Source organism: Streptomyces sp. NPDC091376, from assembly GCF_044757085.1.
Taxonomy (GTDB): Bacteria; Actinomycetota; Actinomycetes; order Streptomycetales; family Streptomycetaceae; genus Streptomyces; species Streptomyces pratisoli.
The window spans coordinates 1-26,307 of sequence record NZ_JBIVUF010000011.1 but is presented as its reverse complement, the minus strand read 5'-3'; the positions used below and the strand labels follow the sequence as shown (position 1 = coordinate 26,307).

The 26,307-nt window shown below is 69.9% G+C and carries 25 protein-coding genes; 18 read left to right on the top strand and 7 right to left on the bottom strand.

Going from position 1 to position 26,307, the window contains the following annotated elements:
- Positions 1 to 45 precede the first annotated feature (45 nt).
- The 9 genes from ACIQMR_RS23280 to pstB all read left to right on the top strand — a co-directional run bounded on the left by ACIQMR_RS23280 (position 46) and on the right by pstB (position 10,606).
- A complete protein-coding gene (locus ACIQMR_RS23280; protein ID WP_401390390.1) occupies positions 46 to 960 on the top strand; it encodes an ABC transporter ATP-binding protein in 915 nt (304 codons plus the stop codon).
- Positions 961 to 974: 14 nt separating this feature from the next.
- On the top strand, positions 975 to 1,973 hold the full coding sequence (locus ACIQMR_RS23275; RefSeq protein ID WP_401390387.1) for an ABC transporter permease: 999 nt from the start codon (positions 975 to 977) through the stop codon (positions 1,971 to 1,973).
- A gap of 308 nt (positions 1,974 to 2,281) precedes the next feature.
- Positions 2,282 to 4,504, top strand: coding sequence for an RNA degradosome polyphosphate kinase (locus ACIQMR_RS23270; RefSeq protein WP_401390384.1), 2,223 nt, complete (start codon positions 2,282 to 2,284; stop codon positions 4,502 to 4,504).
- Positions 4,491 to 5,606, top strand: coding sequence for a CHAD domain-containing protein (locus ACIQMR_RS23265; RefSeq protein WP_401390381.1), 1,116 nt, complete (start codon positions 4,491 to 4,493; stop codon positions 5,604 to 5,606). The genes ACIQMR_RS23270 and ACIQMR_RS23265 overlap by 14 nt, the downstream gene beginning before the upstream one ends.
- Positions 5,603 to 6,034, top strand: coding sequence for an NUDIX hydrolase (locus tag ACIQMR_RS23260; RefSeq protein WP_401390378.1), 432 nt, complete (start codon positions 5,603 to 5,605; stop codon positions 6,032 to 6,034). The genes ACIQMR_RS23265 and ACIQMR_RS23260 overlap by 4 nt, the downstream gene beginning before the upstream one ends.
- Positions 6,035 to 6,347: 313 nt before the next feature.
- The gene (gene pstS / locus ACIQMR_RS23255) at positions 6,348 to 7,481 is read left to right on the top strand and encodes a phosphate ABC transporter substrate-binding protein PstS (RefSeq protein WP_401390375.1); all 1,134 of its coding nucleotides are present in this window, start codon (positions 6,348 to 6,350) and stop codon (positions 7,479 to 7,481) included.
- A 133-nt stretch (positions 7,482 to 7,614) separates the two neighbouring features.
- On the top strand, positions 7,615 to 8,610 hold the full coding sequence (gene pstC / locus ACIQMR_RS23250; RefSeq protein ID WP_266379745.1) for a phosphate ABC transporter permease subunit PstC: 996 nt from the start codon (positions 7,615 to 7,617) through the stop codon (positions 8,608 to 8,610).
- A 115-nt stretch (positions 8,611 to 8,725) separates the two neighbouring features.
- A complete protein-coding gene (pstA, locus tag ACIQMR_RS23245; protein WP_401390372.1) occupies positions 8,726 to 9,805 on the top strand; it encodes a phosphate ABC transporter permease PstA in 1,080 nt (359 codons plus the stop codon).
- Positions 9,806 to 9,829: 24 nt separating this feature from the next.
- Positions 9,830 to 10,606 carry a phosphate ABC transporter ATP-binding protein PstB gene (pstB, locus tag ACIQMR_RS23240; RefSeq protein WP_401390369.1) on the top strand — a complete coding sequence of 259 codons (777 nt, stop codon included), beginning with the start codon at positions 9,830 to 9,832 and terminating at the stop codon, positions 10,604 to 10,606.
- Between the two features lie 321 nt (positions 10,607 to 10,927).
- Here pstB and ACIQMR_RS23235 read toward each other — a convergent pair whose 3' ends face one another.
- Together ACIQMR_RS23235 and ACIQMR_RS23230 are read right to left on the bottom strand one after the other, a co-directional pair.
- On the bottom strand, positions 10,928 to 11,926 hold the full coding sequence (locus ACIQMR_RS23235; protein WP_401390366.1) for an anion permease: 999 nt from the start codon (positions 11,924 to 11,926) through the stop codon (positions 10,928 to 10,930).
- Positions 11,927 to 11,931: 5 nt separating this feature from the next.
- Positions 11,932 to 12,552 (bottom strand): DUF47 domain-containing protein, encoded by a 621-nt coding sequence (locus ACIQMR_RS23230; protein WP_266379756.1) that lies wholly within the window; start codon positions 12,550 to 12,552, stop codon positions 11,932 to 11,934.
- A 187-nt stretch (positions 12,553 to 12,739) separates the two neighbouring features.
- On the opposite strand from ACIQMR_RS23230, the gene ACIQMR_RS23225 reads away from it, so the two are divergent.
- Positions 12,740 to 13,090, top strand: a complete 351-nt coding sequence (locus ACIQMR_RS23225; protein ID WP_401390363.1) for a metal-sensitive transcriptional regulator — start codon at positions 12,740 to 12,742, stop codon at positions 13,088 to 13,090.
- A gap of 56 nt (positions 13,091 to 13,146) precedes the next feature.
- On the opposite strand, the gene ACIQMR_RS23220 is transcribed toward ACIQMR_RS23225, so the two are convergent.
- The 4 genes from ACIQMR_RS23220 to ACIQMR_RS23205 form a co-directional block, all read right to left on the bottom strand.
- Positions 13,147 to 13,314 (bottom strand): hypothetical protein, encoded by a 168-nt coding sequence (locus ACIQMR_RS23220; RefSeq protein ID WP_266379761.1) that lies wholly within the window; start codon positions 13,312 to 13,314, stop codon positions 13,147 to 13,149.
- A 99-nt stretch (positions 13,315 to 13,413) separates the two neighbouring features.
- The gene (locus ACIQMR_RS23215) at positions 13,414 to 14,241 is read right to left on the bottom strand and encodes a hypothetical protein (protein ID WP_401390360.1); all 828 of its coding nucleotides are present in this window, start codon (positions 14,239 to 14,241) and stop codon (positions 13,414 to 13,416) included.
- A 402-nt stretch (positions 14,242 to 14,643) separates the two neighbouring features.
- Positions 14,644 to 15,357, bottom strand: a complete 714-nt coding sequence (locus tag ACIQMR_RS23210; RefSeq protein WP_401390358.1) for a phosphatase PAP2 family protein — start codon at positions 15,355 to 15,357, stop codon at positions 14,644 to 14,646.
- 249 nt (positions 15,358 to 15,606) lie between these two features.
- On the bottom strand, positions 15,607 to 16,614 hold the full coding sequence (locus ACIQMR_RS23205; RefSeq protein ID WP_401390356.1) for an NlpC/P60 family protein: 1,008 nt from the start codon (positions 16,612 to 16,614) through the stop codon (positions 15,607 to 15,609).
- 198 nt (positions 16,615 to 16,812) lie between these two features.
- Here ACIQMR_RS23205 and ACIQMR_RS23200 point away from each other — a divergent pair, with 198 nt between their 5' ends.
- The 8 genes from ACIQMR_RS23200 to ACIQMR_RS23165 all read left to right on the top strand — a co-directional run bounded on the left by ACIQMR_RS23200 (position 16,813) and on the right by ACIQMR_RS23165 (position 25,591).
- A complete protein-coding gene (locus tag ACIQMR_RS23200) occupies positions 16,813 to 17,604 on the top strand; it encodes a thioesterase family protein (RefSeq protein WP_401390353.1) in 792 nt (263 codons plus the stop codon).
- A 124-nt stretch (positions 17,605 to 17,728) separates the two neighbouring features.
- A complete protein-coding gene (locus ACIQMR_RS23195; protein WP_358664280.1) occupies positions 17,729 to 17,881 on the top strand; it encodes a hypothetical protein in 153 nt (50 codons plus the stop codon).
- Positions 17,882 to 18,226: 345 nt separating this feature from the next.
- Positions 18,227 to 18,535 carry a hypothetical protein gene (locus tag ACIQMR_RS23190; protein WP_401391022.1) on the top strand — a complete coding sequence of 103 codons (309 nt, stop codon included), beginning with the start codon at positions 18,227 to 18,229 and terminating at the stop codon, positions 18,533 to 18,535.
- A 174-nt stretch (positions 18,536 to 18,709) separates the two neighbouring features.
- On the top strand, positions 18,710 to 19,540 hold the full coding sequence (locus ACIQMR_RS23185; protein ID WP_401390350.1) for a hypothetical protein: 831 nt from the start codon (positions 18,710 to 18,712) through the stop codon (positions 19,538 to 19,540).
- Positions 19,530 to 20,909, top strand: coding sequence for a hypothetical protein (locus ACIQMR_RS23180; protein WP_401390347.1), 1,380 nt, complete (start codon positions 19,530 to 19,532; stop codon positions 20,907 to 20,909). The genes ACIQMR_RS23185 and ACIQMR_RS23180 overlap by 11 nt, the downstream gene beginning before the upstream one ends.
- Positions 20,906 to 22,459 (top strand): SCO6880 family protein, encoded by a 1,554-nt coding sequence (locus ACIQMR_RS23175; protein WP_401390344.1) that lies wholly within the window; start codon positions 20,906 to 20,908, stop codon positions 22,457 to 22,459. Before ACIQMR_RS23180 ends, ACIQMR_RS23175 begins: the two co-directional genes overlap by 4 nt.
- Before the next feature lie 44 nt (positions 22,460 to 22,503).
- Entirely contained in the window at positions 22,504 to 23,925 is a 1,422-nt protein-coding gene (locus ACIQMR_RS23170) for an ATP-binding protein (RefSeq protein ID WP_401390341.1), read from the top strand.
- Between the two features lie 70 nt (positions 23,926 to 23,995).
- Positions 23,996 to 25,591 (top strand): type VI secretion protein, encoded by a 1,596-nt coding sequence (locus ACIQMR_RS23165; protein WP_401390338.1) that lies wholly within the window; start codon positions 23,996 to 23,998, stop codon positions 25,589 to 25,591.
- Here ACIQMR_RS23165 and ACIQMR_RS23160 read toward each other — a convergent pair.
- Entirely contained in the window at positions 25,581 to 26,162 is a 582-nt protein-coding gene (locus ACIQMR_RS23160; RefSeq protein ID WP_401390336.1) for a GNAT family N-acetyltransferase, read from the bottom strand. The two genes, ACIQMR_RS23165 and ACIQMR_RS23160, sit on opposite strands and share 11 nt — an antisense overlap.
- Positions 26,163 to 26,307 lie beyond the last annotated feature (145 nt).

Genomic DNA, 26,307 nt, shown 5'->3' with positions numbered 1-26,307 from the left:
GCCGGACGAGCAGGTCGGGCAGAAGCACGAGCAGGGGGACGACACATGAGCGACACCGCCATCGAGGCGGCGGGCCTCGGCAGGAGATTCCGGCGCACCTGGGCGCTGAGGGACTGTTCCTTCCGGCTGCCCGCGGGGCGGATCTGCGCCCTCGTCGGGCCCAACGGCGCGGGGAAATCCACCCTGCTGACACTCGCGGCGGGCCTGCTGCGGCCCACCGAGGGCGGCCTGCGGATCCTCGGCACCGACCCCGCGTCCGCGCGCGAGCGGATCGCCTACGTCGGCCAGGACAAGCCGCTCTTCCCTCAGCTCACGGTCGCCGAGACCCTGCGCACGGGCCGCGAACTCAATCCCGGCCGCTGGGACGACGCCGTGGCCGAAGAGGTCGTGCACGCAGGGGAACTCGACCCGGCCGCCCGCGTCCGCACGCTCTCCGGCGGCCAGCGCACTCGCGTGGCCCTCGCCCTCGCGCTCGGCAAACGCCCCGAACTGCTGCTTCTGGACGAGCCGATGGCGGACCTCGACCCGCTCGGCCGGCACCAGCTCATGGGCAAGCTGATGGCCGATGCCGCCGATCACGGCACCACCGTGGTGATGTCCTCGCACATCCTCCCCGAGCTGGAGAACACCTGCGACTACATCCTGCTCGTCGCCCACGGCCGCATCCGGCTCGCCGGCGACACCGACGACCTGCTCGCCGCACACACCCTGCTGACGGGCCCGGCCACGGCCGATCTCACCCCGCACACGGTGATCGAGTCCCGCACGACGGGCCGTCAACTGACCGCGCTCATACACAGGACCGAGCCGGGAGCGGACGTCCCGTCCGGATGGGACGCGGTGCAGCCGACCCTGGAGGAGCTGCTCCTGGCACACCTGCGCTCCCCGGACGCGCCGGCTCTGCTGACCCCTTCCGCAGACCCGTCCACCGGCCCGTCCGCCGAGGGGGTTGCGGTATGAACGAGGAGCGAACGATGGCGGAGAACACCACCCTCACGTACGACAGGCCGTCGACCGGCCGCGGAAGCCGCGGCATCGGCTTCCTCAAGGGACCGGTCCGATCGGTGTGGCTGCTGCACCGCAGGGCCCTGCTGCTCTTCGGGGCCTACCTGGTGCTCTCCGCCGGCTCGCTGGTGTGGCTGCGCTTCATCGCGCCGGGAGCGGAGCCGGGCCCCTGCGGATCGCTCGGTTCGGACCTGCCGCCATGCGGTCCGCCCCCGATGGACTCGATGTTCGACTTCTCGGCGAACCTGGGCTCCATCGCGTTCGTGATCGCGTGGCTGCCTCTGGCGGTGGCCTTCTACGCGGGAGCGGTGCTCGTCGGCGCGGAGCTGGAGCGCGGCACCGCGGGCCTCAGCTGGACACAGTCCGTCACCCCGGTCCGCTGGCTCGCCGCCAAGCTGGCCGTCCCCGCCGTGCTGCTCCTCTCCGGCGTCACGGTGCTCTCGCTGCTGTACCGCTGGGTCCGCGGCGCCGGCGCGAAGGCACTGGGCGACCAGTGGTACTTCACCGACGTCTTCCTGGCACTGGGCCCGGCGGTCCTCGCGTACTGTCTGTTCGCCCTCGCCGTCGGTGCGCTTGCCGGACTGCTGGTGCGGCGCGCCCTGCCCGCCGGAGTGCTGGCCTTCGTCGTCACCGCGATCGTGATGCTGTTCGCCGACGGCCGCCAGGACCGGCTGTGGCCGACGGCGGACGTGGTGTGGAGGAACTCACGGGGCGAGCTCCCGAACAGCGCCTTGGAGATGGAGAACGGCCTGGTCGTCGCCGGAAAGCGGGTCGAGCGGTGCTGGGACCCGCAGGTGGCGATGCCGCCCGGCTGTCACTCCGGGTCCGGGATCCGGGAGTGGTACGCCGTCTTCCACCCCTCCTCCCACTTCTGGCCGATCCAGCTGGTCGAGACGGGCATCGTCCTGGCACTGGCCGCCGCGGCGACGTTCGCGGCCTTCCGGGTCCTGCGCCGGCTCCACGCCTGACGGGCGGGCGACGGGCTCCGGCCTGCGCGGACGTGGTGGACGGGGGTCGCCACGTCCGCGCGGGCGGTCGGAGCCGCACGTCAGCCACGACCCGGCCCGCCGGGTGCCCCGGGCAGGCCTCCTGGTACCCACGGCGCGGCGTCCCGCTTGCCCAGGCGTCATGTTCTCGTTACCGGGCATTCAGCGACTCTTGCGACCCTCGGTGAATGCAGCCCGCTGTGCCCCCCGCCCCGCGAAACGGGCGCCCTCTGCCTACCGAGGCCCGCTCCGACGCGCCCGATCACCCCTTCGCGCGGAAGAATGGGTCCATGAGCCAGCAGCCCGCCGAGGTACCGGTCCAGCACGTCCAGCCGTCCGTCGGCTCCATCGCCGCGCACCGGCCCCACACGGTGTCCGCCGCGGTGTCCGACCTGGAGCCCGACATCGACGCCGACCTCGATGCGTACGAGGACGAGACGGAAGGGGCCGAGCTGCCCCAGGGCCGGTTCCTCGACCGTGAGCGCAGCTGGCTCGCCTTCAACGAGCGGGTGCTGGAGCTCGCCGAGGACCCCGCGACACCCCTGCTCGAACGGGCGAACTTCCTCGCGATCTTCGCCTCGAACCTGGACGAGTTCTTCATGGTCCGGGTGGCCGGACTGAAGCGCCGTATCGCGACCGGTGTCGCCACCCGGTCCGCCTCCGGACTGCAGCCCCGCGAGGTCCTGGAACTGATCTGGAACCGCTCGCGGGAGCTCATGGCCCGGCACGCCGCCTGCTACCAGCAGGACGTCGCCCCGGCGCTCGCCGACGAGGGCATCCACCTCATCCGCTGGCCCGAGCTCACGGAGAAGGAGCAGGCCCGCCTGTTCACCCTCTTCCGCCAGCAGATCTTCCCGGTCCTCACCCCGCTCGCCGTCGACCCGGCCCACCCCTTCCCGTACATCTCGGGCCTCTCGCTGAACCTCGCCGTGGTCGTCCGCAACCCGGTCAGCGGCCACCGCCACTTCGCCCGCGTCAAGGTCCCGCCGCTGCTCTCCCGCTTCCTGGAGGCCTCCCCGCAGCGTTACGTCCCGCTGGAGGACGTCATCGCGGCGCATCTGGAGGAGCTCTTCCCCGGCATGGAGGTGCTCGCGCACCACATGTTCCGGGTGACCAGGAACGAGGACCTCGAGGTCGAGGAGGACGACGCCGAGAACCTGCTCCAGGCCCTGGAGAAGGAGCTGCTGCGCCGCCGCTTCGGCCCGCCGGTGCGCCTGGAGGTCGAGGAGTCCATCGACCCGTACATCCTGGACCTGCTCGTCCGGGAGCTGAAGATCTCCGAGTCCGAGGTCTATCCGCTGCCCGGGCCGCTGGACCTGACCGGACTGTTCGGGATCGTCTCGCAGGACCGGCCCGAGCTGAAGTACCCGAAGTTCGTCGCCGGCACCCACCGCGACCTCGCCGAGGTCGAGTCGGCGTCCGCACCCGACATCTTCGCGGCGCTGCGCGAGCGGGATGTCCTGCTGCACCACCCGTACGACTCGTTCTCGACCTCCGTCCAGGCCTTCCTGGAGCAGGCGGCCGCCGACCCGGACGTCCTCGCGATCAAGCAGACGCTGTACCGGACCTCCGGCAAGTCCCCCATAGTCGACGCGCTGATCGACGCCGCCGAGTCCGGCAAGCAGGTCCTCGTCCTCGTCGAGATCAAGGCCCGTTTCGACGAGCAGGCCAACATCAAGTGGGCGCGCAAGCTGGAGGAGGCGGGCTGCCACGTCGTCTACGGACTGGTCGGCCTGAAGACCCACTGCAAGCTGTCGCTCGTGGTCCGCCAGGAGGGCGAGACCCTGCGCCGCTACTCCCACGTCGGCACCGGCAACTACCACCCGAAGACCGCCCGGCTGTACGAGGACCTCGGTCTGCTCACCGCGGACCCGCAGGTCGGCGCCGACCTCTCCGACCTGTTCAACAGGCTGTCCGGCTACTCGCGCCGCGAGACGTACCGCCGCCTGCTCGTCGCCCCGAAGTCGCTGCGGGACGGCCTGATAGCCCGGATCAACAAGGAAGTCGCCCACCACCACGCGGGCCGCCCCGCGTACGTGCGCATCAAGGTCAACTCGATGGTCGACGAAGCGATCATCGACTCCCTGTACCGCGCGTCGCAGGCCGGTGTGCCCGTGGACATCTGGGTCCGCGGCATCTGCGCGATCCGCCCCGGCGTCACGGGCCTCTCCGAGAACATCCGCGTCCGCTCCATCCTCGGCCGCTTCCTGGAGCACTCCCGGGTCTTCGCCTTCGGCAACGGAGGCGAGCCCGAAGTCTGGCTCGGCAGCGCCGACATGATGCACCGTAACCTCGACCGACGCATCGAGGCCCTCGTCCGGGTCACCGACCCGGCCCACCGCACGGCCCTGACCCGGCTGCTGGAAACCGGCATGTCCGACTCCACGTCGTCCTGGCACCTCGGCCCGGACGGGGAATGGACCCGGCACGCGACGGATCCGGACGGCCAGCCGCTGCGGCACGTACAGGAATCGCTCATTGACGCCCGGAGGCGCCGGCGTGCAAAGCCCTGACCTTCCCCTGGTGCCGCGGGGGGCCGGCGCCGACCAGGTCCTGGCCGGATATCTGCAGGCACGGGCCGGCGACTTCCTCCGCAGTCTGCGGCTGCACGGCGAGAGCGGTGCGGACACGGCGGGCGCGGAGGACGCGGCCCGTTCCCTGCGGCGGGCCGCCCGGCGCATCGGCGGCACCCTCCACACGTTCCGTCCGCTGCTGGACGTGGCCTGGGCGGACCAGCTCCGCACCGAACTCGCCTGGCTCTCCGGCGTGCTCGCCGACGAGCACGCGTGCACGGCCCGGCTGGCCCGGCTGCTGGACGCGCTCGCCCGCCTCTCGGGTACGAAGCCGGTGCCCGCGGCGCGGGCCGCGGACGACGAGGCCTCCGCGGAGTCGTCCGTTCCGGCGGGCGGGGCCCTCGGTCCCCAGACGGCCGGACGCGGCGCCCTCACCGTCGGGGCGGCCCGGGCCGGAGCCCTGCTGGAGCGGCAGCTGACGCTCGGACGCACCCGGGCCCACTCCGCCGCGCTGCAGGCGCTCGGGTCCTCACGGTTCCACGCGGTCGCCGACGCCGTCGCGCTGCTGGCCTCCGAAGTGCCGCTCTCCACGACCACCGCCGCGCCCGGCACCGCGCTCCCGGCTCTGTTCGCGCACGCCGACGTCGCCGAGCGCAGACTCCTGGAGGCGGTCACGACGCTGCCGCTGGCCCGCGCGGCACACCCGTACAACGCCGAAGCCCTGGTCCACGGCCTGGCCACCGCCTCCGCCGGCGAGGCCCAGGACGCCCCCTGGCACCAGGTGCGCCACCTGCTGCGGCTGCACCGCTACGCCAGGGAAGTGCTGTGCACCGGCGAGGGCGGCACCGGCCCGGACCCCCGGCTCACCGCCGCGGGCCGCACCCTCGACCGGCACCGGGACGCCGCGGAAGCCGCCGCGGCGGCCGCGGCGGCGGCGCGTACGCCCCGTATCGCCCCGGCGACGGCGTACGCACTCGGGGTCCTCCACGCCGACCAGCGCCATGAGGTCGAGGCCGCCCGCTTCGCCTTCCAGCGGACCTGGCAGGACGTACCCCCCGGGCCCGAGGGCCCCAGAGGAAGACAGACGGTGGCCGCGCCATGAGAACCACCGGAAGCGGCACCGTGCTCGCGGCCGGCTGCGTTCTGTGGCGCCGCGCCCCCCGGGCGGACCACGGCATCGAGATCTGTCTGGTCCACCGCCCCCGGTACGACGACTGGTCGCACCCGAAGGGCAAGCTCAAGCGCGACGAGGACCCGCTGGACGGGGCCCTGCGCGAGGTCCTGGAGGAGACGGGTCATCACGGCACCCCGGGGCCGGTCCTGCCGACGGTGCACTACCTCGTCGACGGCCGGCCCAAGCAGGTCAGCTACTGGGCGGCCGAGGCCGCCTCGCCCGGCGCGTTCGCCGCGGGCAGCGAGGTCGACCGGATCGTCTGGCTGCCGCCGGCCGCGGCCCGCAGTCGGCTCACCGAGCCGCGCGACCGGACCCTTCTCGACGCGCTGATGAAGGCGCTCGACACGACGCACTGACCCTGGACTCGTTCACGGGCCCGTTGCCATACCGGTCACGGGTCCGTTCACGGGTCCGTTCGCACACCGGTTCACGGATCGTTCATGGGCCCGAGGTCACGCGCAGATAAAGGGCGGAACTTCCTTGTCCGGCAGGGTTCACCTTCCGTTCACCACCCTCCGTTGGCGGCTTCACCTGATCTGCCTAATTTCGGGCTTACACGGTGACCGGCACAGAGCCGGGAGCCACCACCCCGACGCACGCCGCCGTGGAACGGTGAGGGCAATCAGAGCTCTCGACCGGGCCGGCGGCTCCTGGAAGGAACACCCGAAAGTGAAGCTTCAGCGCAAGAACGGGCTTCGCGCCACCGCGCTCGGTGCCCTCGTCGTCTCCGGCGCCCTGGTCCTCACGGCGTGCGGCTCGGACGACAACAGCGGAAGCACCGGCGGCTCCGGCGAGAAGACCAGCGCCGCGTCCAACATCAAGTGTGACGGTGCCAAGGGCCAGCTGATGGCGTCCGGCTCCAGCGCGCAGAAGAACGCCATGGACCTGTGGGTCAAGAACTACATGGCCGCGTGCACGGGCGTGGAGATCAACTACAAGGCCTCCTCCTCCGGCGAAGGCATCGTGGCCTTCAACCAGGGTTCGGTCGGCTTCGCCGGCTCGGACTCGGCGCTGAAGCCCGAAGAGGTCGAGGAGTCGAAGAAGATCTGCAAGACCGGCCAGGGCATCAACCTGCCGATGGTCGGTGGCCCGATCGCCATCGGTTACAACCTGCCGGGTGTGGACAAGCTCGTCCTGGACGCCCCCACCCTCGCCAAGATCTTCGACACGAAGATCAAGAAGTGGAACGACGCGGCGATCGCCAAGCTCAACCCGGGCGTCAAGCTCCCGGACACGGCGATCCAGGCCTTCCACCGCTCCGAGGACTCCGGCACCACGCAGAACCTCGGCAAGTACCTCGGCAAGGCCGCTCCGAAGGAGTGGAAGTACGAGGCCGAGAAGAAGTGGCCCGCCCCCGGTGGCCAGGCCGCTCAGGGCTCCTCCGGTGTCGCTGCCCAGGTCAAGCAGGTCCCGGGCGCCATCGGCTACTTCGAGCTCTCCTACGCCAAGTCGCAGTCCATCCCGGCCGTCTCCATCAACACCGGTGCCGCGGCCCCGGCGGAGGCCACGTCCGAGAACGCGTCCAAGGCCATCGCCGCCGCCAAGATCAAGGGCACCGGCAAGGACCTGGCGCTCGACCTCGACTACACCACCAAGGCCGACGGTGCCTACCCGCTCGTCCTGGTGACCTACGAGGTCGTCTGCGACGCGGGCAACAAGGCCGACAGCCTGGGCACGGTCAAGTCCTTCCTGACCTACACCGCCTCCGACGAGGGTCAGAAGATCCTCACCGAGGCCGGCTACGCCCCGATCCCGACCGAGATCAACGCCAAGGTCCGCGAGACGGTCAACGGCCTCTCGTAACCCGGCGTCCCCGACGGTAAAGGCGGCCGGTCCGGAGCAACATCCCGGACCGGCCTCCCCGCCGTCACCCTCCGGTGCACCGCCGCCAGAGGAACCGCAACCCGCGGATCCTCCAACCCAGACCGGAAAGATCATGGCTTCCACCACACCCATAGAGACACCACCGGCACGTCCGGCCGCCTCTCGTCGCGGCGCCACATCCACCGGCCGCGTGGGCGACAAGGTCTTCCTGGGCCTCTCCCGTGGCTCGGGCATCCTGCTGCTCGTGATCATGGCGTCGATCGCCGTGTTCCTCAGCTACCGCTCAGCGCTCGCGATCTCCAAGGACGAAGGCAACTTCTTCACGACCTTCGACTGGAACCCGGCGGGCAGCCCGCCGGTCTTCGGCATCGCCGTCCTGCTCTTCGGCACGGTCATCAGCTCGATCATCGCGATGGCCATCGCCGTGCCGATCGCCGTCGGCATCGCCCTCTTCATCTCCCACTACGCCCCGCGCAGGCTCGCGGCCCCGCTCGCCTACGTGGTCGACCTGCTGGCCGCCGTGCCCTCGATCATCTACGGCATCTGGGGCGCCCTGTTCCTGGTCCCGTACCTGAACGGGCTGAACCTCTGGCTCGACGAGTACCTCGGCTGGACGTACATCTTCGAGAAGACCGAGGTCGGCGTCGCCCGCTCGCTCTTCACCGTCGGCATCCTGCTCGCGATCATGATCCTTCCGATCGTGACCAGTGTGAGCCGTGAGGTCTTCCTCCAGGTCCCGCGGATGAACGAGGAGGCCGCGCTCGCGCTCGGCGCCACCCGCTGGGAAGTCATCCGCATGTCGGTGCTCCCCTTCGGCCGCTCCGGCGTCATCTCCGCCTCGATGCTCGGCCTCGGCCGCGCGCTCGGCGAGACGATGGCCGTCGCCACCGTGCTCTCCCCGAGCTTCCTGATCTCGCTGCACATCCTGGACCCGGGCGGCGGTACGTTCGCGCAGAACATCGCCGCGAAGTTCGACGAGGCCAACCAGTTCGGCCGGGACGCGCTGATCGCGTCCGGTCTGGTCCTCTTCGTCCTCACCCTGCTGGTCAACGGCGGAGCCCGGCTGATCATCGCGCGCCGCAAGGAGTACTCGGGGGCGAACGCCTGATGAGCGCCGTGCCCACCCGGGAGACGATCCCCGGATCCCCGGCCCGCGCCCCGCAGGCCACCCGCCACCGACGACTTCCCCGCCCCGCGGGCCGAGCCCACGAGAGGAGCGCCTCATGAGCCACGCGACCATCAAGGACACCCGCCCCTCCGGGCAGGCTCCACACCGCAGGAACAGCCTGAGCCGTCGCGGACTGCCCCGCTGGGCCCAGCCCGCCTTCGCGGTCGTGTCCGTCGCGCTCGGCTGCGGCATCGGCGCCGCCGCCGGCTGGGAGAGCCGCGTCCAGTGGGGCCTCGTCTCGGCCCTGCTGTTCGTCCTCATCGCGTACGTGACCACCTCGATCGTCGAGAACCGGCGCCAGGCCAAGGACCGCCTCGCCACCAGCGTCGTCTGGGTGTGCTTCGTCCTCGCCGTCGTCCCGCTGCTCTCGCTGATCTGGGTCACCGTCAGCCGTGGTGCGAAGGCCTTCGACGGCTACTTCCTCAGCCACTCGATGGCCGGTGTCCCCGGCTTCGAGGCCGGCGGCGGTGTCTACCACGCACTGATCGGCACCCTGGAGCAGGTCGGTCTCGCGACCGTCATCTCCGTCCCGATCGGCCTGCTGACCGCCGTCTACCTCGTCGAGTACGGCAAGGGCGCGCTGGCCAGGGCAGTGACCTTCTTCGTCGACGTCATGACGGGCATCCCGTCCATCGTCGCGGGCCTCTTCATCCTGTCGATCATGCTGCTGGCCGGGTGGCAGCCGTCCGGATTCATGGGCTCGCTCGCCCTGACGATCCTGATGATCCCGGTCGTGGTCCGGTCCACCGAGGAAATGCTCAAGCTCGTCCCGAACGAGCTGCGCGAGGCGTCCCTCGCCCTCGGCGTACCGAAGTGGCGGACGATCATGAAGGTCGTCATCCCGACCGCCGTCGGCGGAATCTCCACCGGTGTGATGCTGGCCATCGCCCGTATCGCCGGTGAGACCGCACCGATCCTGCTGCTCGTCTTCGGCAGCCAGCTGATCAACACCAACCCGTTCGAAGGCGCCCAGTCGTCGCTCCCCTTCTACATCTGGGAGCAGTACAAGGTCGGCAGCGAGGCGTCGTACGACCGCGCCTGGGCCGCGGCACTCGTGCTGATCGCCTTCGTCATGATCCTCAACCTGGTGGCCCGCGGCATCGCCCGCTGGAAGGCCCCGAAGACCGGCCGCTAAGGCCATCTGGAAGTGATGTGAACCATGGCCAAGCGAATTGACGTCAGCGGCCTGTCGGCCTTCTACGGCTCCCACAAGGCGATCGAGGACATCTCGATGACCGTGGAGCCCCGCTCGGTGACGGCCTTCATCGGCCCCTCCGGCTGCGGCAAGTCCACGTTCCTGCGCACCCTGAACCGGATGCACGAGGTCACCCCCGGTGGCCGCGTCGAGGGCAAGGTGCTCCTGGACGACGAGAACCTGTACGGCTCGCACGTCGACCCGGTCGCGGTGCGCCGCACGGTCGGCATGGTGTTCCAGCGGCCGAACCCGTTCCCGACGATGTCGATCTTCGACAACGTCGCGGCCGGGCTGCGGCTGAACGGCTCGTACCGCAAGAGCGAGCTGGCGGACGTCGTCGAGAAGTCCCTCAAGGGCGCGAACCTCTGGAACGAGGTCAAGGACCGCCTCAACAAGCCCGGCTCGGGCCTGTCCGGCGGCCAGCAGCAGCGTCTGTGCATCGCCCGCGCGATCGCGGTCGAGCCGGACGTCCTGCTGATGGACGAGCCCTGCTCCGCGCTGGACCCGATCTCGACGCTCGCGATCGAGGACCTCATCGGTGAGCTGAAGGAGCGCTTCACGATCGTCATCGTGACGCACAACATGCAGCAGGCGGCGCGTGTCTCCGACCGCACGGCGTTCTTCAACCTCTCGGCGGTCGGTCAGCCCGGCAAGCTCATAGAGATCGACGAGACCGAGCGGATCTTCTCCAACCCGTCCGTCCAGGCGACCGAGGACTACATCTCCGGCCGCTTCGGCTGATCAGTCCTCCCCATGGCAGCCCTGCGGTGCTGCATGGCGGTGCCACCGCAAGGCGAAGGGTCGGCCCCCCTCTCTGACGAGAGGGGGGCCGACCCATGTGGTGGCTGAGGAACACTCGTGCCGCTGCGGAAGGCCGGCCCCACCCGAAGGCGCCGGCACCAGGGCACCGCACCCCGCGTCCCGCGGGGACCACGCCCGGCTCAGCCGAACGCCAGATTCACGATCCAGAAGCTCAAGGCCGCCACCAGCACCGCCGCCGGCATCGAGATACCGCACCCCTCGGGGGACGACCCCCGAACCCCCAGCAACACCACGCCCGGCTCAGCCGAACGCCAGATTCACGATCCAGAAGCTCAAGGCCGCCACCAGCGCCGCGGCCGGCATCGTGATGAACCATCCCAGGACGATGTTCTTCGCGACGCCCCACCGCACCGCGTTCACGCGCTTCGTCGCCCCGACACCCATGATCGCGGACGTGATCACATGCGTCGTCGAGATCGGCGCGTGGAACAGGAACGCCGAGCCGAACATGATCGACGCACCCGTCGTCTCCGCCGCGAAGCCCTGCGGCGGGTCGAGCTCGATAATCTTCCGCCCCAGCGTCCGCATGATGCGCCAGCCACCCGCGTACGTCCCGAGCGACAGCATCACCGCACAGACGATCTTCACCCACACCGGAATCGGATCGCCGTAGTCCTCGAAATCGGCGATGACCAGGGCCATCACCACGATGCCCATCGTCTTCTGCGCGTCCTGCAGACCATGGCCGAGCGCCATCCCCGCCGCCGACACCGTCTGCGCGATACGGAAGCCGCGCTTCGCCTTCGACGGGTTGGACTTCCGGAAGAGCCACATGATCGCGCACATGACGAGATAGCCCACGCCGAGACCGACTATCGGCGAGACGAACATCGGGATGATGACCTTGTCGACCACCCCGCCCCAGATGACTTCCGTCCCGCCCGCGAGCGCCGCTCCCACCATGCCGCCGAACAGCGCGTGCGAGGACGACGACGGCAGCCCGAAGTACCAGGTGACCAGGTTCCAGATGATCGCGCCGACCAGCGCCGCGAAGAGGATGCCCATACCGCGGTCGCCCTTCGGCGTCTCGATAAGGCCCTCGCTCACCGTCTTGGCGACCCCGCTGCCGAGGAACGCACCGGCGAGGTTCATCACCGCGGCCATCGCCAGCGCGGCGCGCGGCGTCAGCGCCCGGGTCGACACGGACGTCGCGATCGCGTTCGCGGAGTCGTGGAAGCCGTTGGTGTACGTGAAGAAGAGCGCGACCGCGATGGTCACGACCAGCGCAAAGGTGTCCACGAAGCTCAGGACTCCTTGACCGCGATGGTCTCCACCGTGTTGGCCACGTGCTCGAAGGCGTCGGCGGCCTCCTCCAGCACATCCACGATCTGCTTGAGCTTCAGCACCTCGATGGCGTCGTACTTACCGTTGAAGAGGTGCGCCAGCAGCTTGCGGTGGATCTGGTCCGCCTGGTTCTCCAGCCGGTTGACCTCGATCCAGTACTCGGTGAGGTTGTCCATGGTCCGCAGGTGCGGCATGGCCTCGGCCGTCAGCTCCGCCGCCCGCGCCAGCACCTCGATCTGCTGCTCGACGCCCTTCGGCAGTTCCTCGACGTTGTAGAGGACGACCAGGTCGACGGCCTCCTCCATGAAGTCCATGATGTCGTCGAGCGACGACGCGAGAGAGTAGATGTCCTCGCGGTCGAAGGGTGTGATGAACGAGGAGTTCAGCTGATGGAAGATCGCGTGGGTAGCGTCGTCCCCGGCGTGCTCCGCTGCCCGCATCCGTTCCGCGATCTCGACCCGGGCGGGACCGTCCGCTCCGAGCAGTTCCATCAGGAGCTTCGAGCCCGTGACGATGTTGTCCGCGGACGCGGCAAACATGTCGTAGAAGCTCGTCTCCCTGGGGGTCAGACGAAATCGCACGTGGGGTCCTCGGGGTGCTGGGTTTCGGTCAGGCCGATGCTAGGCGCATCGTCCGGCCACGGCTAACCGGCGTCCTTCAGTGTCGCCCATCGAACACGGTGATCAGCACGGGGCCCTGCCCGAACCATCAGGGATCGGTACCATATACCCACGAGGGGTATACCGGACAGGTCTGCGGGAGGACGCGATGACGACCACGGAAACGGCCGGCGGACTTCCGGTCGCGACCCAGGACGAGCCCGGCCACGACCAGGGCGTGCACGGCTACCACAAGCAGAAGGACGAGCACCTCAAGCGGCTGCGCCGGATCGAGGGCCAGATCCGCGGGCTGCAGCGCATGGTCGACGAGGACACGTACTGCATCGACATACTCACGCAGGTCTCCGCCTCCACCAAGGCGCTGCAGTCCTTCGCGCTGCAGCTCCTGGAGGAGCATCTGCGCCACTGCGTCGCCGACGCCGCGCTCAAGGGCGGGGACGAGATCGACGCGAAGGTCGAGGAAGCGACGAAGGCCATCGCCCGCCTGCTGCGTACATGACCGTCGTCAGTCGTCGTCAGTCGCCGTCAGTCGTCGGCGGCCGACCTCAATCGGACTCAATCGGCGTCGGACGTGCCCACGTGCACGTTGAGCACCTCGTCGATACGGTCCGGGCTGAGCCGCTCCCCGTCCGCGGCCGACGCCGCGATCATCAACTCACCGCACAGCTCGATCTCGGCGAGGGCCAGGTGGTCCTGGACTGTCGGCGTACTGGCGGGAGCCACGTGCATTCACCTCTTCCGGCCGGTGTCGACTTCCTAGCGTAGGGAGCGGGATACGCACCGCGCATGGCACGTCCGGACCATTTACCGACAGCGCGTTGCCTACATCCGGACCCTGCCCGCGTAGATGTCGGCGGGCTCGGGGAGCCGTACGTCGACAGGACTGCCGAAGCCGTACAGCAGCGTCGTGGACGCGACGTCGACCGTACGCCCCTGGTTGGCGAAGCTGAACTGATGCCGCACCTTGCGCAGCCGCCCCTCGCTGTCGAGATACGCGTCGAACGGCACCGTGTCCTCGGCGAACCCCTTCGCCGCGGCCGACAGCGCACCGCGGGCCTGCGGCGACGCGGCCTTCGCGGCATGCGCGATGTCCGTGGTGCCGCGGTAGTGCGCGACCCGCACCCCGGCGAGCTCCTCATGGCCGACGAACGCCGCGCTGCGCACCCCGCGCAGCAGCTCGGCGGCCGCGGCCGGGTCGGTCGCGCCGCCGGTGACCAGATTGCCGTCCGTCAGCGTCGTCGTATCGACCCTGACCCACTTGTCCGGCGGTACACCCGCGCCGCGGTCCTTCATATAGAGCGCGCCAGGCGCGAGCAGCTCGGTGATCGGCTGATGCCCGCTGGCGCCGGCGGGATCCTTCGGCAGCACGACGCGCAGCCGGCCCATGGCCCGGCGGAAGTCGTATCCGCCCTCGCCGCGAATGGTGACCCGGGTACCGCCGGCGGCCGTCTCCATGGCGGTGCGCGCCCTGGCCGTACCCGCATCGACCAGGGTGTCGACGGCACTCCGTACGACGACGACGGGATCCGCGGAGGGGCGGGCATCGGCGACGGCGTCCCCACCGTTCGAACACCCCGCGGTCGCGGCCACACCCACCACGGCGGCAACGGCACATGCGCCGCGCCCGAGCCAGTGCTGCTGCACCACCATCGCCTGTCAACCCCCAACACGCTCGCCGCTGCATCGCATAACGACCGGTACCGTGGAAGGGTGCGCACCTCGGCCCACCACACCACCACCGTCGAACGCGGAGCCTTCGCCCTGGCTCGCTGTACCTGCGGCTGGGCGGGCCCGGCCCGCCGCTCCAGGGACCGCGCTCGAACCGACGCCAGATCCCACGAGTCGACGTCACATCCCGAAGCCTGACCGCCGGCAGCACGGCGGCAGCTCATGGCCGTGCCGCCCCGCGGCACGGGGCGGCACTCGACCGATCTCGACCTGTCTCGACCGGGCTCGCAGACGGGAGCAGGCCGGCATCAGTCCGATGACCGGTCGGGCCGATGGCCGGTCGGCAATGGCCGTTCGGGCACGAGGCGGCCTGTTGGCTCGTGGTTACGCCGCCAGGTCGTTCGGGCCGGGCACACCCGGGCGGGGGTCCGAGATGTCCAGCGTCTCGTGGTGGGGCTCACGCGACGCCGTACGGCGCGAGCGTACGAGCCACGCCGCGTGGTCCGAGCGCGAGAACGTCGCCACCAGCGGGGTCAGCAGCGCCAGCGCCAGGGGGGCGAGGAGCAGCGCCACGGCCGTGCCGAGGGCGAAGCCGCCGACGACGTCCGTCGGGTAGTGGACGCCCATGTAGACCCGGCAGAAGCCCTCCGCGAGGGCCAGCCCGATCGCGGCGAAGCCGAAGCCCCGGTGGGCGACGAAGACCCCGACCGCGATGGCCATCGCCATCGTCGAGTGGTCGCTGACGAAGGAGAAGTCGGTCTTGCCGGCGACGAGGACTTCGAGTCCCTGGTGGTCGACGAACGGCCGCGGCCGCTCCACGAACCCGCGGATCGGAACGTTGACCAGCACCGCGATACCCGCGGCCAGGGGCGCCCAGACCAGCGCCGCTACCGCGCCGACCGAGTCCTCTGAGGTGCCGCGCCGGCGCACGGTCCACCAGCACCACAGCACGACGAGGACGAGCGCGAGCATGATTCCGTACTCGCCGACGAACGCCATGACGCGGTCGAACCACGGCGGAGCCGACCGCGCCAGCCCGTTGATGTCGTGGAGCAGGCCGACATCGGGATTCGCCCCGTCACGTGCGAGTCCAGCCATCGCTTGCGGCCCCTTGCCTTCCGTCGCCTGCCGCGGCGCACGCCCGTGTGCGCCGCACTCCCAACCCCCCGTGGTCGGTGCGGTGTATACGCAACTGCTTCGGTCCAGGGAACGACTCGCCCCGCCGGTACGTTCCTCTCTCCACGGAACGATCACGATGACGTTATCGAAGAGTGACACATCGTCGCAGCTCAGGGCCGTGGCTTAACGCAGAGTTCTGGCCATCGCCGACGCATCGTCAGATTCCGGTCAGGCCGAGGGCGGTGGCGTCGGCAGTGCTGCGGCGCCGTCCTCGGTGACCCTCGTCGCACCGAAGTAGTCGGGGGTGTCGATCTTGTCGAAACGGATCACGGCCCCGGTGTACGGAGCGTTGATCATGTATCCACCGCCGACGTACAGCCCGACGTGCCGGATCGCCCGTGAGTTGGTCAGGTCGTCGGAGAAGAACACCAGGTCGCCGGGCAGCAGCTCGTCCCTCGACGGATGCGGCCCCGCGTTGTACTGGTCGTTCGCCACCCGCGGCAGTTCGATCCGGACGGTCCGGTACGCGGCCTGCGTCAGCCCCGAGCAGTCGAACCGCCCGCCCTGCTCCGGCGTTCCGTTCCCGCCCCACAGGTACTTCGTGCCGAGCTTCTGCTGTGCGAAGTAGATCGCCCCGGCCGCCTGCCGCGACGGCTCCACCCGCCCGGCAGGCCGGGCGAAGCTCTTCTCCAGCGTCCGGATGACCTTGACGTAGTTCCGCGTCTCCTTGTACGGCGGGACCCCGCCGTACTTGATGACCGCGTACGCGCCCGCGTTGTACGCCGCGAGCATGTTGTCCGTCGGATCGCCCGGGGCCTTCTTCACGTATCCGGCCAGCTTGCAGTCGTAGGAGGCCGCGGACGGAATCGCGTCGGCCGGGTCCCACACGTCACGGTCCCCGTCGCCGTCCCCGTCGACGCCGTGCGCCGCCCAGGTCCCCGGGATGAACTGCGCGATCCCCTGCGCGGCGGCGTGGCTCTGCGCCCTCGGATTCCAGCCACTTTCCTGGTAGAGCTGTGCGGCGAGCAGCGCCGGATTGATGGCCGGGCAGAGATTGCCCCACTTCTGCACCAGCGGCTGGTAGAGCGCCGGAACGGCCCCCTTGGCCAGCGCGACGGCTCCCTTCGCCCCGCCCGCGAGTCCCGCCGCGGCGGAGAACGTGCCGACGACGAGCAACGCGACGAAGCTCAGACAGAGCCCGACGGCCCCGCCCGCGACCAGCCACGCCTTACGCACCGTCAATCACCCTTCGTCGCAAGGCAGTCCACGTCATGGGCCAGTGTAGGTGGGGAGGGCACGGTTCAGGGGGCGGACGACGGGTCGGGGCGAGGAGGGCTGGTCCTGTTCCATTACCCGTAGGTAGCGTGTGTCCCATACACCTGTCAGCAGGGATCACCGGGAACGGCCGGGACGATCAGGGAGAGGCGGTCCGTCATGGCGGAACCCCAGGCGTTCTTCGAGCGGATGTCCGAGAACCGCTTCTCGCCCACCGAACACACCCGCGGCCCGTGGGACGCGGATTCCCAGCACGCCGGCCCGCCCGCCGCACTGCTGGGGCGGGCGGTGGAGGAGCGGCCGGGAGCACGGGAGGACATGCGGCTCGCGCGGGTGACGTACGAGATCGTCCGCCCGGTGCCCATACGCCCGCTGGAGGTGACCACGACCGTGCTGCGCAGCGGCAGGAGCGTGGAGCTCGTCGAGGCCGCCCTCGCACCCGAGGGCGGGGCACCCGTGATGTTCGCCAGGGCCCTTCGTATCCGTACGCTCGAAGAGCCCGGACCGGCGGTCGCGGCGGGGCCGCAGGTGCCCTCGCCCGGGGACACCGCCGAGACGCCCTTCTTCGCCGTGCCGTGGGACGTGGGCTACCACACCTCCATGGACACCCGGTTCACCGAAGGGGCGTTCCGCGAGCAGGGGCCGGGCACGTGCTGGATGCGGATGAGGATGCCGCTCGTCGCGGGCGAGGAGATCCGCCCCCTGGACCGCGTCCTGGTGGCCGCCGACTCCGGGAACGGCATCAGCAACGTCCTCGACTTCCGCCGGCACGTCTTCGTCAATGCGGACCTGACGGTCCATCTGCACCGCCACCCGGTCGGCGAATGGGTGTGCGTCGAGGCCCGTACAAGCGTCGACCCTGCAGGGATCGGCCTGGCGGACGCCCGGCTCCACGACGAGAAGGGGCCGATCGGCCGTAGCGCGCAGAGCCTGTTCATCGCGCCTCGCTGATCCGCACCGGCGCCCCCCGGAAGTGGTCTGGACCAGATACCGTTACGCTGTGTCACGCAGCCAGGAAGGCTGTGAACAACCCCGCCGATGACCAACGGCCGGGCGAGCAGCACAGGAGTAACAAGTGCAGAACCTGCAGAACGTGCAGAACATGGGGACCGGGACCAGGACGGCACGCCGCAGCGGCGACGCCGGGGGAACTTTCGCAGCAGTGACCGTCATCGCGCTCATCGCCGTGGCCATCGGGCTGCTCGGCTACATGATCGCCATGCGCTGACCCACCCCACCCTCACGCGGGGCGGCACCGGACTCCGGTGCCGCCCCGCGCTTTTGAATCCCCGTCAGCCGCGCGGCCGATTCCGGTTTCACGCCCTGAGTGCCACAACGACAGTCATTGCCCGAAGTCACGCTCCGTGATACACAGAGTGACTATACGTGTCCTCACAGCGGCGCCGACCCACGCCACCGCAGGCCAGAGCGGCCGGATCGGTCATCCGTGCGCGGATCGAGTAAAGAGAGCCGCCAAGTCGGCGCACGCGGACGGTTTCATCAGCGAAGATAGAGCGGTGGCCTGTGCCGTGGGGCAGGGGCGGACAACTACCCAACAGGGGCGGTGAGTTATATGTACCTGGCGGCCGAGAAGGGCGACATCACCACCATCATCGGTGGAATCGCCCCGAACTGGGGGCCTTTCGGGAGCCTCGGGAACGAGGCCCGCATCATGATCGAGGTCGTGATGGCCGTTGCCATCCTGCTCTGCCTGGGCATCGCGATCTGGGGAGCGGCCAAGCAGCGCATCGGCGCGACGGCCCTCCGGGACACCTTCAGCGCGGAACAGGGCAAGGGCCTGATCGTCGCCGGACTGACCGGCGTCTTCATCATCGGATCACTGGGGACCCTGTTCACCATCGTGTACGGGATGGCCGTCTGACTCCCCCGTACCCACCGTCATCCACCACACCCGACACCACCCGTCCGTCGCGCCCACCGGCAGAGGTTGCGTCTCCCTGATGTCGAGTCACCACACCCCGCCCGCGCGGAGAGCAGCACGGCTACCGTCGTACTACGGCACGGCTTCGCACACGGCTGAGGGGGCGCACGCGGCATGAGCCACGACGACGAGACCGACGGCTACGGCGGCGGCGTCGGAGGCACGGGCCAGACCCGCACCCGTCTCCCCGAAGGCACCGCCGGCGACATCTACGGCGGCGCCCGCCGCCCCAGCCGCAACTCACGCTCCCTCGTCACGCTCGTGGGCGTGGTCGTCCTCCTCATCGCCGCCATCGCCTTCGCGAACCGCGGCGACGGAACGAACTCCCCGAACACCACGGACACGGCCAAGGGCACGGCCCCGACGGCGGCGACGGGGGTACGCCCGGTGAAGGGGAAGAACGCGGGGGTCCCGGCGGGGTACGCACGGGACGAGCAGGGGGCGCAGAGCGCGGCGGCGAACTACGCGGTGACGCTCGGATCTGACGGCATGTTCAATGAGCAGCAACGTCACGACATCGTGGCGTCCGTGGCCGACTCCAGCACCGTTGGCAAGCTTCAGGCCGGCTTCGACGCCGATTACTCGACGGAGTTCCTGGCCCAGATCGGTCTGGATGCGGACGGGCGCGCGCCTGCAGGGACGACATTCGTCAGCCGCACCATGCCCGCCGGCACCAAGGTGAAGAAGTTCACGGGCGACGCAGCCGAGGTGGATGTCTGGTGCGTAGGACTGTTCGGCCTGACCGGCGAGAAGTCCACAAAGCCCGTGACGAATGGCTGGTTCACGGTATCCGTCAAGCTGAACTGGAACGGCTCGGACTGGAAGGTCCTGGAGACGAGCCAGAAGACCGGCCCTACGCCTGTCCCAGGTGACAACCCGGTCTCCGGATCCGAGGAAATCACCGATGCGGTCAACAATTTCGGAGGGTTCACGTATGCCCGCTAGCCTCCGTAGGGGAGCCCTACGGGTCTTCGGCACCGTGGCCGCCGTTCAAGCAGCCGTGGTGCTTCTCGCAGGGCGAGCAATCGCGGCACCCACACCCACCCCCTCCCCGGGCCAGAGCAGCGACCCGTGCGAGCTGATCGCCGGCCCCGCACGCGACTACTGCGAGAACGGCGAACCCGGCGGAGCCTCTCGTCGTAGCCCCTCGCTCAACGACCCCACCTCCCCCCTCGACCCCCTCTCCTCCCTCGCCCGCGGCTGCGCCGACGCCGCCGCCTGGGTCGTCGACACCCTCTCCAAGGCCGTGAAGTCCACCGCCGAGGTGGACTTCACCAACGCCACCTTCCTCGGCCAGTACGCCGTCGTCTTCGCCGCCGCCACCTTCCTCACCCTCCTCCTCTGGCTCCTCGCCGTCGCCAAGCGCGCCATCCGCGGCGTCCCCCTCGCCACCGCCATCTCCGAGGCGATCGGGTTCCTCTGGCTCACCGTCCTCGCCTCCGCCTTCACACCGCTGATCCTCTACACCCTCGTCTCCGCCACCGACTCGATCACCGACGTGATCGCGCAAGGCACCGGCGCCCAGACCGACGTGTTCTTCGGCAGCTTCAAGGAGGCCCTCCAGAAGGGCGACGACATCGGCGGCGGGCCGATCATGCTGATCGTCGTGTCGCTGGTGACGATCCTCGCCGCCGGCGTCCTCTACCTGGAGCTCTTCCTGCGGGCCGTCCTCCTGTACGTCGGCGCGCTGCTCGGCGTCGTCGTGTACGCGGGCCTCGTGGACAAGAACATGTGGGGGCACGTGCGCCGCTGGGCCGGGATCATGATCGCGGTGATCCTGGTCAAGCCGGTCATCGTCATCGTGCTGGGCCTCGCGGGAGCACTGTCCGCCGACGACGGACCGGACTCGTTCTCCGCCGTCGTCACGGGACTCGCCATCATCCTGCTCGCGATCTTCGCCTCCGCGATGATCTACCGTTTCGTTCCCGGCTTCGGTGACGAGATCGCCGCATCCCGCAACAACCGCATCCAGAGCAGCGCGGAGAACAAGGCCGCCGCCGTCATCAGTTCGCCCGCCGCCCTCGTCTCCCAGGGCATCAAGACCCACAGCAGCCGCAACCACCAGCAGGGCGGAACGGGAGGAGGCGGCGGATCCGCGAACCCGGTGTCCGGCGGAGTCGCCGCACACAGCTCACGCGGATCCGCGGCAGGCACCGGAGCCGGGACCGGGGGCGGAGCCGGCGGCGGAGCTGTCCCCTCCGCCGCGCCACCGCCCCGTAGCGGCGGCCCCGGCAGCACCCCGCACAGCCACCGCAGGAACTCAGGCAGCAACGCCGGCACAGGCACAGGAAGCACAGGAGGTGGAGGGCGTTGACGACGCAGTCCCAGCCCATCGCGCCCCGCCGTACGTATCTGATCGGCCGGGCCAGGCCGAACGCGATCGTCGGCAAGAACCGCGAGACCGGCGAGATCGCCCTGATCATCGCCGGCGCGTTCCTCGGCATGATGAGCGGACTGCTGGTCCCGGTCCTGTCCCTGCGGATCGTCCTGCTCATGGGCTTCCCCCTGCTCGCCCTGGCCGCCGTGTACGTCCCGTACAAGCAGCGCACGTTCTACCGCTGGTTCGAGGTCAACCGCAGTTACAAGCGCTCGCTCCGCCAGGGCACCGGCTACCGCTCCGCCGCCATGGAGGCCGGCACCCGTGTCGACGGCCGCGAGGTCGAGGTCGGCCCACCGCCCGGCATCGGCCGGATCAACTGGCTCGCCGCGCCCTTCGGCCCGGACGAGATCGCCGTACTGCTGCACGCCGACCGCCGTACCGTGACCGCCGCCATCGAGATCGAGGGCCCGGGCGTCGGACTGCGCGACAGCGAGGACCAGGAAGCCCTGGTGGACCGTTTCGGCACGCTGCTCAAGCATGTCGCCAACGGGGACGGCTTCGTGACGCGTCTTCAGATGCTGGCCCGTACGCTGCCGGCCGACCCCGACGCCCACGCGAAGGATGTCGCCCAGCGCGGCGACACACAGTCCCCGGCCTGGCTGCAGCAGTCGTACGACCAGCTCCAGTCGATGGTGTCCACCTCCAGCGAGCAGCACCGCGCCTACCTCGTCGCCTGCATGCACTTCACCCGCGAACTCGCCGCCGAGGCCCACGCCATGGCCCGCGCCGCCCGCCAGGCGTCCGGGACGAGGAAGCTCGACAAGGACGCCGGCCTCGCCGTCGTCATGGCGCGTGAACTCACCGACATCTGCGCCCGCCTCGCCGAGGCCGACATCCGTGTCCGCCAGCCCCTCGGCCAGGCCCGGCTCGCCTCCCTCGTGCACTCCATGTACGACCCGGACCATCCCATGGACCACATCCAGGCGATGACGAAGCGAAACGCCTGGCCCGCCGAACTCGACGCGGTGGAGCCCACCTACCTCCAGGCCAAGACCCGCGAGTCCGCCACCCGCGCCCCCTGGTGCCACGCCACCGCCTGGGTCAAGGAGTGGCCGATGACCCCCGTCGGCGTCAACTTCCTCGCACCGCTGCTCGTCCACACCCCGGACGTGATCCGCACCGTCGCGGTCTGCATGGACCTGGAACCCACCGAAGTCGCCATCGAGCGCATGCTGACGGAGAAGACGAACGACGAGGCGGAGGCGAGCCGCGCCGCCAAGATGAACCGTACGGTCGACCCGCGCGACATCGCCGCACACGGCCGGCTCGACCAGCGGGGTGAAGATCTCGCCAGCGGCGCGGCAGGCGTCAATCTTGTCGGGTACATCACTGTGTCGTCGCGTACGCCCGAGGCCCTGGCCAGGGACAAGCGCACGATCAGAGCCTCGGCGGGCAAGTCGTATCTGAAGCTGGAGTGGTGCGACCGCGAGCATCACCGGGCCTTTGTGAACACGCTGCCGTTCGCCACCGGCATCCGCCGATAGCGCGCTGATACGCGCCGACACGCGCCGTTAGGGGCCCTGATCCGATGCGAGATCCGCTGTCCGTCCTCACCGAATCCTTCACGTCCTTCCTCTTCGGGAAGGTCGAGACGACCCGGCTGCCCGTGCGTACCTCCACGGGCCAGGCGCAGGCCGTCTACCTGCCGACCGCCGCGCCAGGTCTCGGCGACTCGGGCGTGATCATCGGCCGCGAGGTGTACAGCGGAAAGGGCTACATCTACGACCCGTTCCAGCTCTACGGACAGCAGCTCCCCGCACCCCACTGGCTGGTCCTCGGCGAGTCCGGCAACGGCAAGTCGGCCCTGGAGAAGACGTACGTCCTGCGCCAGCTCCGCTTCCGCGACCGCCAGGTCGTCGTCCTCGACGCACAGGGCGAGGACGGCGTCGGCGAATGGAACCTCATCGCCCAGGAGCTGGGAATAACCCCCATCCGCCTGGACCCGATGGCCGCCCTGGACGGCGGCATCCGCCTCAACCCCCTCGACCCGTCGATCACCACCACCGGCCAGCTCGCGCTGCTCCGTACGATCATCGAGGTCGCGATGGGCCACGGCCTCGACGAGCGCTCCGGCTTCGCGCTCAAGGTCGCGCACGCCTACGTCAGCGACACCATCACCGACCGGCAGCCCGTCCTCACCGACATCGTCGAGCAACTCCGCCACCCCGAACCCGAGTCGGCGGAGGCGATGAACGTGGACATAGACGATGTACGCGCCTGGGGTCTCGACGTCGCGCTGGTCCTCGACCGGCTCGTCGACGGTGACCTGCGGGGCATGTTCGACGGCCCGACGACCGTCGGCATCGACCTCGACGCGCCGCTCATCGTCTTCGACCTGTCGCACATCGACCGTAACTCGATCGCCATGCCGATCCTCATGGCGATCGTGGGTGTGTGGCTGGAGCACACCTGGATCCGCCCGGACCGCAAGAAGCGCATCTTCCTCGTCGAGGAAGCCTGGCACATCATCAACAGCCCCTTCGTGGCACAGCTCTTCCAGCGGCTGCTGAAGTTCGGTCGCCGGCTCGGCCTGTCGTTCGTCGCGGTGGTCCACCACCTCAGCGACGTCGTCGACGGTGCGGCGGCACGCGAAGCTGCGGCGATCCTCAAGATGGCGTCGACGAGGACGATCTACGCCCAGAAGGCGGACGAGGCACGGGCGACGGGCCGGGTGCTGGGACTGCCCCGATGGGCGGTCGAGATCATCCCCACCCTCACTCCCGGCATCGCGGTGTGGGACGTCAACGGCAACGTCCAGGTCGTCAAACACCTGGTGACCGAGGCGGAGCGGCCACTGGTCTACACGGACCGGGCGATGACGGAGTCCTCGCTGCCCGATCTCCCCGAAGACGTACGCGCCGCGGATCGGGAGGCGGAGGAACGCGCGGCCCTGATGGAACACCACCAGCAGCAGCACGTGAACCCGTCCTCAGAGTCGACGGTGGCGTGACGTGCGACACGAGCGAGAGCGAGAACGGGGCAGAGAGCGAGGGTACGGGCCCGGTCCGGGACAGGGACGCGTGCACGGGCGTGAGGACGAACGAGGCATCCCGGACGGCCTGCTCATCGGCATCCTGGGCTTCCTCCTCGGCCTGACCCTGCTGGTCTGGACGGCGACCGGGCTCGCGGGCCTCTTCGCCCACGGTGCCTGGCCGGACGGCGTGACGTTCACGAACACGCCGCTCGCGATGCGCGGCCTCGTCTCCGAACCCCACGACCTCCCCGCCGCCTGGCCCGCCACCCCACCGGCCCAGCTGTCCGGCTACGGCCTCTTCTGGGGCCTGCTCATCGGCCAGTTGATGACCCTGGTCGTCCTGACCATCTTCATCCTCGGCACACTGGCCCGCTGGCGTGCGGTACGCGCCTCGCGAACGGCGGTGAGCGACGTGCCGGCCCTGGGCGACGGCGCCGTGCCCCATCAGCAGCCGAACGCCAACGGCAGCAACCCCGGACCTCAGCCCCTCGTCCATACGGAACAGCCCGAGCTCACCACGCAGCCCGGGCAGACAGCCGGTCAGCCAGGGCAGTTCGGTCAGTCGGAGCTGTCCGCTGAGGCCGGTCATCCCGCTCAGTACGCCGCGCAGTGCGGTCATCCCGCCCATGCCGGTCAGGCCGTTGAACCAGGGCCGAGCGCTCCGGCGCCGGCGACCCGGCAGGCCCTGCCGACCGAACCCGTCGTCCCGGCCCCGCGCCGCCCGCGCATCGTCTACGGAGAGCCGGCCACCCGTCGCCCCTCCACCGTCCAGGCCATCCGGGAAGCCGAGGGACCCGCCGTCGTCGTCACCTCCGACCCGACCGTGTGGGCGGAGACCAAGGACGCCAGGGCCAAGCTCGGTCCGGTCCTGGTCTACGACCCCAGCCATCTCTGTGACACACCCGCACGACTGCACTGGTCGCCGACCAGCGGCTGCGAGGACCCGGAGACTGCGGCTTCCCGCGCGACGGCGCTGTTCGCACCCGTACGCCCGCGCTCCCGGCTCGACGCCGCCGTCGCCGACACCGCGGAAACGCTCCTGCGCTGCTGGCTGCACGCCGCCGCGGTGGACGGACGCCCGTTCAAGCAGGTCCACCGCTGGGCACAGGGCAACAGTGCCCATGAGCCCGTGCGGATCCTGCGCACCCACCCCAAGGCCGCTTCCGGCCACGCCGGACTTCTCGAATCGGCGCTGACGGCCCACGCCGAACGCCGAGAGATGGCCCAGGAACTGACGGCCCGTACGCTCGGAGTGCTCTCCTCGATCCACATCCGCGAGGCCTGCACTCCGAACCGAGCAGATTCGCTCACCCTGGAATCATTTACGGACGAGGGGGGCACGCTGTATGTGGTGGGTGAACCGATCGAGGACCCTCGTACCCGCCCCGGCGCAATGCCCCTGCTGACCGCCCTCACCACAAGCGTGGTCGAGCACGGCCGCCGCATGGCCGCACGGTCATCCGACGGTCGGCTCGACCCACCACTCGCCCTCGTCCTGGACGACGTAGCCGCCGTGGCTCCGCTCCCCCTGCTCCCGGAGCTGCTGGAATCCGGCCAGGACCAGGGACTGCCGACGCTGGTCCTGCTCCGCTCCGAGGAGCAGGGCCGCGCCCGCTGGCCCGATCACAGCCTCAGCGGCTGACCTCCCGCCACAGTTCGTACTCCAGCTCCCGCGGCGGCGGATCGGACGGCCGCGCGGACGGCCGCGGCGGTCCCGGCACGGACTCACCGCTCGGCACGCAACCGAAGCGCCGGTAGAAGGCCGCCGCCCGCGCATTGTCCTCGTGCACGTACAGCCGTACCCGTTCGATGCGGGACCCGGGCAGCGACCAGGACCAGTCGACGGCTGCCCGGAACAACTCCTCCGTCACTCCGAGCCCACGCGCCTCCGAGCGGACGAACACCCCCACCAGATGCGTCTGGTCGACCCGGGCCGCCTCACCGAATCTCACCGCGGCCGCCGGCCGCTCCACGAGTGCGGTCACGGTGCCCGCCCAGCGCCCGCCGGGCTCCTCCGCGATGAACTGCTTACTGGCCACACCCGCCGCGGCGTTCCTCGTTCGCTCCCGCCAGAAGTCCGGCGTATGAGCGAGGCCCTGTTCGTAGGTCTCCATGAAGGCGATCGGCGCCGCGGGGTCCTGAAGGGCGGCGAGCCGGATCTCCCGGGCCTTCTCCCACTCGTCGGCGCGCACAGCGCGAATGATGTGCTCCATCCCCTGATCATCGCGGCAACCACCGCCGACCGCCAAGGGATTTCACAAGGGCCCTGGAACGCAGAAAAGCCCCGGACCAGTACCTGGTCCGGGGCTTTCCCCACAATTTGTTCGGCGGTGTCCTACTCTCCCACAGGGTCCCCCC

What these genes read in the sequence shown, in the direction of transcription:
- ACIQMR_RS23170 (WP_401390341.1), top strand. Translation starts at nt 22,504, where the DNA reads ATGCGAGATCCGCTGTCCGTCCTCACCGAATCCTTCACGTCCTTCCTC.
- ACIQMR_RS23270 (WP_401390384.1), top strand. Translation starts at nt 2,282, where the DNA reads ATGAGCCAGCAGCCCGCCGAGGTACCGGTCCAGCACGTCCAGCCGTCC.
- ACIQMR_RS23275 (WP_401390387.1), top strand. Translation starts at nt 975, where the DNA reads ATGGCGGAGAACACCACCCTCACGTACGACAGGCCGTCGACCGGCCGC.
- ACIQMR_RS23190 (WP_401391022.1), top strand. Translation starts at nt 18,227, where the DNA reads ATGTACCTGGCGGCCGAGAAGGGCGACATCACCACCATCATCGGTGGA.
- ACIQMR_RS23280 (WP_401390390.1), top strand. Translation starts at nt 46, where the DNA reads ATGAGCGACACCGCCATCGAGGCGGCGGGCCTCGGCAGGAGATTCCGG.
- pstC (WP_266379745.1), top strand. Translation starts at nt 7,615, where the DNA reads ATGGCTTCCACCACACCCATAGAGACACCACCGGCACGTCCGGCCGCC.
- ACIQMR_RS23180 (WP_401390347.1), top strand. Translation starts at nt 19,530, where the DNA reads ATGCCCGCTAGCCTCCGTAGGGGAGCCCTACGGGTCTTCGGCACCGTG.
- ACIQMR_RS23210 (WP_401390358.1), bottom strand. Translation starts at nt 15,357, where the DNA reads ATGGCTGGACTCGCACGTGACGGGGCGAATCCCGATGTCGGCCTGCTC.
- ACIQMR_RS23225 (WP_401390363.1), top strand. Translation starts at nt 12,740, where the DNA reads ATGACGACCACGGAAACGGCCGGCGGACTTCCGGTCGCGACCCAGGAC.
- ACIQMR_RS23260 (WP_401390378.1), top strand. Translation starts at nt 5,603, where the DNA reads ATGAGAACCACCGGAAGCGGCACCGTGCTCGCGGCCGGCTGCGTTCTG.
- ACIQMR_RS23160 (WP_401390336.1), bottom strand. Translation starts at nt 26,162, where the DNA reads ATGGAGCACATCATTCGCGCTGTGCGCGCCGACGAGTGGGAGAAGGCC.
- pstB (WP_401390369.1), top strand. Translation starts at nt 9,830, where the DNA reads ATGGCCAAGCGAATTGACGTCAGCGGCCTGTCGGCCTTCTACGGCTCC.
- ACIQMR_RS23200 (WP_401390353.1), top strand. Translation starts at nt 16,813, where the DNA reads ATGGCGGAACCCCAGGCGTTCTTCGAGCGGATGTCCGAGAACCGCTTC.
- ACIQMR_RS23185 (WP_401390350.1), top strand. Translation starts at nt 18,710, where the DNA reads ATGAGCCACGACGACGAGACCGACGGCTACGGCGGCGGCGTCGGAGGC.
- pstA (WP_401390372.1), top strand. Translation starts at nt 8,726, where the DNA reads ATGAGCCACGCGACCATCAAGGACACCCGCCCCTCCGGGCAGGCTCCA.
- ACIQMR_RS23215 (WP_401390360.1), bottom strand. Translation starts at nt 14,241, where the DNA reads ATGGTGGTGCAGCAGCACTGGCTCGGGCGCGGCGCATGTGCCGTTGCC.